At 74.6% G+C, this 4,669-nt stretch carries 4 protein-coding genes; 1 reads left to right on the forward strand and 3 read right to left on the reverse strand.

Going from position 1 to position 4,669, the window contains the following annotated elements:
• A partial coding sequence (locus AOK11_RS33800; RefSeq protein ID WP_055597489.1) for a TioE family transcriptional regulator occupies positions 1–671 on the reverse strand: 671 nt, incomplete at its 3' end.
• Between the two features lie 58 nt (positions 672–729).
• On the opposite strand from AOK11_RS33800, the gene AOK11_RS33805 reads away from it, so the two are divergent.
• Complete coding sequence (locus AOK11_RS33805) at positions 730–1,932, forward strand: erythromycin esterase family protein (protein ID WP_055597490.1); 1,203 nt, start codon at positions 730–732, stop codon at positions 1,930–1,932.
• A 23-nt stretch (positions 1,933–1,955) separates the two neighbouring features.
• On the opposite strand, the gene AOK11_RS33810 is transcribed toward AOK11_RS33805, so the two are convergent.
• Together AOK11_RS33810 and AOK11_RS33815 are read right to left on the reverse strand one after the other, a co-directional pair.
• Positions 1,956–3,212, reverse strand: coding sequence for an RsbRD N-terminal domain-containing protein (locus AOK11_RS33810; protein WP_055597491.1), 1,257 nt, complete (start codon positions 3,210–3,212; stop codon positions 1,956–1,958).
• Between the two features lie 142 nt (positions 3,213–3,354).
• The coding region (locus AOK11_RS33815; protein ID WP_167353867.1) for a helix-turn-helix domain-containing protein at positions 3,355–4,669 on the reverse strand (1,315 nt) is incomplete at its 5' end.

Consider the following 4,669-nt stretch of genomic DNA (forward strand, 5'->3'; position numbering starts at 1 on the left):
CGCCCGCGGGCGGACAGCCGGGCGTGCCAGTCGTGGAGTGCGGCTTCCAGGGGCTCGAGGCCGCCTGCCGACCGTACCTGGGCGATGAGCGGGGCGATCTGCTCCAGCAGGTGGCCGCCGCGCCGGAGTTGGTGGGCCAGCCGGGCGTCGCGCTCGTCGGCCTCGTCGTAGACGCGGTAGCCGGTCAGCGGGTCGCGGCGCGGGCTCACCAGACCGGCGCGCTCCCACTTGCGCAGCGTCGCGGGACGGATTCCGAGCTCGCGTGCCAGCGGCCCGATGAACGTGCCGCCGGGCCCGGACGAGGGGCTGGGCTCCGTGCCGGGCGCCAGGTCGTCGAGGGCGTTCTCCACGGCCCGGAGTGTGCGCCGGTCGTCGAGCAGTCGGGCGTGGCTCTCGTCGACGATCCGCAACGCCTCGTCGACCGCGGCCCGGTTCACGGCCCGCATGATCGCCGTCGCCGTCGCATGGCCGTGGCCGGGCACCAGGGCGAGGAACGCGTCCAGGGCACGTGCGTGCAGCGGGGTGTAGGTGCGGTAGCCGTGGGGGGTGCGGTCGGCGGGCGGGAGGATGCCGGCCTGTTCGTAGTTCCTGACGGCCTGGGTGGACAGACCGTGGCGACGTGCCAGGTCGATCGGCCGTAGCCGTTCATCGCTTTGAGGGTTTCGCCCCATGGAGCGGACCGTATCGCGGGAAAGTCTCCACCGAAAGTTCAACGATAGCGTTGAGGGTATGGCTACTCAGTTGAAGGACGCCGTGCGAGCCGTCGACGCCACGGCCGCCATGGACCTGCTCCCCGGCCGGCCACGACTGCTCGCCCTCGGGGAGCCCACCCACGGCGAGGACACTCTGCTGGACCTGCGCAACGAGTTGTTCCGGCAACTCGTCGAAGAGGAGGGCTACCGGACGATCGCGGTCGAGAGCGACTGCCTGATGGGCCTGGTCGTGGACGACTACGTCGCCTCGGGCAGGGGCACCCTCGACGAGGTGATGGAGCGCGGATTCAGCCACGGGTGGGGCGCCTTCGCGGGCAACCGCGAACTCGTGCGCTGGATGCGGGAGTACAACACGGGCCGGCCCGCCTCCGAGCGGCTCCGCTTCGCCGGTGTCGACGGCCCGCTGGAGATCACCGGCGCCGCGAGCCCCCGGCAGGCCCTGACCGCACTCCACGCCTGCCTTGCGGCCGCTGTGGACACGGACCTGCTCCCCTGCACCGCGGAGACGCTCGACCGCCTCATCGGGGCGGACGGCCGATGGACCGACCCCGCCGCGATGACGGACCCCTCCCGGTCCGTGGGGCGCTCGGCCGAGGCCGGGGAGCTGCGGCTGCTCGCCGACGACCTGGTGGCGCTGCTCGACGCACGGGGCCCGCAGCTGCTCGGGACGGCCTCGCGGGACGCCTGGGAGCGGGCCCGCCTGTACGGGCGTACCGCCACCGGCCTGCTGCGGTACCACCACGCGATGGCCGACCCGTCCCCGGTCCGGATGGCGCTGCTGATGGGCCTGCGGGACCTGATCATGGCCGACAACCTTCTCGCCGTCGCCGAGCGGGGCCCGGCACTCGTCCATGCCCACAACGTCCATCTCCAGCGGAACCGGAGCGAGATGCGGGTGGGCGGCCTGCCGGTGGAGTGGTGGAGCGCGGGCGCGCTGGTCGACGCCCGCCTGGGCGCGGAGTACGCGTTCCTCGCCACGGCGATCGGCACGCTCCGGCACCGGGACGTGGGCGCTCCGCCCGCGGACACCGTCGAGGGACTGCTGTACGCGCTCCCGCAGGACCGCTGTCTGGCCGACGGTCCCCGGCTGGCCGGGCTGCTCGGCTCCGGCCCGCCCGCTCCCCGGGTGTCCCCCTGGTTCGGGTACATCCCCTTCGACCCGGCCCATGTGGAGAAGGCCGACGGGATCGTGTTCGTCAAGGACGTCCCGGAGCGCTGACCGTACAGCCCTCGGCGCTCGGGTCAGCGCGGAAGGAGCCTGCGGGCTGTCAGGGCGAGGGTGACCTCGACGAGGTCGAAGGGGCGGGAGAGGGAACGTCCGGTCAACTGCTCGTAGCGGCGCAGTCGGTTGAGGACGGTGTTGCGGTGGCAGTACAGGCGTCTGCTCGCCCGCTGGGCGGATCCGTCGCAGGCCAGCCAGGTGGCCAGGGTGTCCAGCAGGACCTCCGCGTCGGCGGGCTCCAGCCGTGCCAGCGGGCCGAACAGCCGGTCGGCCAGGGCCGCGCCGAGGTCGGGGGACGACACCACCAGGGCCGCCGGCAGGTGTTCCGTCAGGCGGACCGTGCCACCGGTCTCCGGGCACAGGCTCAGCGCGGTGTCCGCCAGCCCGCGTGCCTCCCCCACCGCGGCGAGGCCTTCGACGGCGCTGCTGACACCCACCCGGACGCCCGGCGGCTGTTCGTCCTCCACCACCGGCTCCGTGTCGTCGGAGACCCGGACGATGCCGTGGTCGGTGTCCACGCCCGTGTGCCAGTGCACGCGCACACCCGGAGCGAGCGCCGCCTGTGCACCGGGACAGGCGGCGAATCCGCCGGCGACCGCGACGACCACGTACCGGCCGTGCTCCGGCAGGTCCAGCGCCAGCGCGGTCTCGGGCAGGTCGGCGATCCTGCTGGTCCCGTCGAGCAGCGCCGCGGCCAGCAGCCGCACCCTGTTCTCCCGCCGCCAGGCCAGTTGCCGCTCGGTCTGCCGGTAGGAGTCCGCCACGACGGTGCAGTGCTCGTCGACGAAGTTCCACACGTCGGACGCCACGTGCACCAGCAGCCGCACGTCCTCGGGAGCCGCCCGGGAGGTCTCCTCCACCAGGCTCTGCCACACCAGGGAGCCGCCCAGCCTGAAGGCGTGCAGCAGCGCGTCCAGCGGGAGCCCCTGCTCGGCGCGGGTGACGCCGATCTTCCAGGAGCAGCGGCGTGCCGCGTCCCGGACACCGCGCGGGTCCAGCAGCGAGGCGATGCTGTGCCGCAGTGAGCGGTGGACCTCCTGCCAGATCTCGGTGGCGTCGTTCTCGATAGCCGACCGGTAGGCGGGCTCCTGGTCCTGGAGCAGGGCGACCAGTTGGTCGGAGAGCCTGGGCAGGTCGTCCAGCAGTATCCGGGCGGCCCGGTGCAGTACGCTCAGCGCGTCGGCGTCGATCAACGACCGCACACGCGGTGCCCGCGCCCGTGGTGCGGGCACGGGCCCCGGGCGTGGCAGGCTCCGTGGCCGTACGGCGTGTGGCATCGCGCATCTCCCCCAGGCTCGGCTTCCCGGCGGCACCCGCGTGACGGTCCCGGTACCGGCTTCGGGCCGGTCGCGAGGTCCGTGGGCGGGCCGCCACCCGACTCGTCCTGCCCCGAAGGATGGCATACCGTCCGGTCGGTCCCTAGAGCTGTGCACCGGTCTTTTCCTCCTGTTCGACCAGTCGGACCAGTTCGACCCGGGAGCGGACGCCGAGCGTCGCGAAAACGTTCCGCAGGTGGTAGTCGACGGTACGGGTGCTGACGGACAGGCTCAGGGCCACCTCCCGGTTGGTGGCACCCTCGGCGACACACCGCGCGATACGCAGTTGCTGCGGGGTCAGCAGGGACAGGTCCCGCGCTCCGTGCCGGCGAGCCACGCCGGCCCCCGGCCCGCTCGGCGCCGCACCGCCTGCGCGGAGTTCCGCGGCCGCCTGGCGTGCCCAGAGCTGCGCGCCGCAGCGTTCGAAGTCGACCAGCGCCTCCCCGAGCCGTGCGCGGGCCTCGCGCAGTCTGCGCCGGCGGCGCAGCCACTTTCCGTGCAGCAGTTCGGTACGGGCCCGTTCGAAGTCTCCGGACGTCTCGTCGTGCCGGTCCAGGGCACGCAGGTACAGCTCGTCGGCTGCCTCCGGTGCGGCCAGCAGAGCGCGGCAGCGCAGGAGTTGGGCGGGAGCCTGCGGGTCGGCGCCGCAGCCGGCCCACAGTGCGAAGTCCTCGACCACCGCGCGGGCGTCCTCGGGCCGGCCGGCCAGCGCGGCGGCCTCCACGAAGCAGGGGACGGCGAGCATCCACACCGCGAAGTGCCCGCGCCGCGCGCCGGGACGGACCAGCGGGCCGAGCCGGTCGGCGGCCTCCTCGGGGCGGCCCTCGCCCAGGTCGGCGCGGGCCGCCGCCCACTGGGCGAGCAGCGCTGCCTGGGCCAGGCCGTGCCGCCGGGCCGTGGTGAGCGCCGCGGTCGCGTGCTCGGTGACGCGCGCCCGGGCGCCCTCGATCGATGCCGCCAGCGCCAGTACCGCGTGATGGTGTGCGGCCGTGTTCCGCTGCCCGGCCCGGCGCGCGGCGCGCAGCCCCTCCTCGGCATGGGTCCGGGCCAACTGGTGTCGTCCGGCGCGCAGTTCGGCGTAGGCCAAGTACTCCAGGGCTCTCGGTTCGAGGGCGGCGGTGCCCAGGGTGCGTGCCGATGCCAGGGCCCGCGCCCCGGCCCGGCGGGCGGCGCCGACGTCGCCGAGCATGAGGGCGGCGGCGGCCGAACGCAGCAGCCGTTCGGGCTCGGTGGCGGGACGGCCCCGGTCCACCACCCGGGTCAGCGGGGCGGCGGCGAGGTCGAACCGCCCCAGCAGCACGGCGCGCATGCCGTCCCGGTGGTCGCGGAGCAGGGCGGGCGGGGGAACGGAGGGCTGCGCCGGGGTGGCGCCCCGGTGGACCGAGGGGCCCACGGGCGCCTCCCGTTCCGCCGCCTCC

It is taken from the genome of Streptomyces hirsutus (assembly GCF_001418415.1).
GTDB lineage: Bacteria > Actinomycetota > Actinomycetes > Streptomycetales > Streptomycetaceae > Streptomyces > Streptomyces hirsutus.

Coding starts and splice junctions, on each gene's coding strand:
- AOK11_RS33805 (WP_055597490.1), top strand. CDS start 730: ATGGCTACTCAGTTGAAGGACGCCGTGCGAGCCGTCGACGCCACGGCC.
- AOK11_RS33810 (WP_055597491.1), bottom strand. CDS start 3,212: ATGCCACACGCCGTACGGCCACGGAGCCTGCCACGCCCGGGGCCCGTG.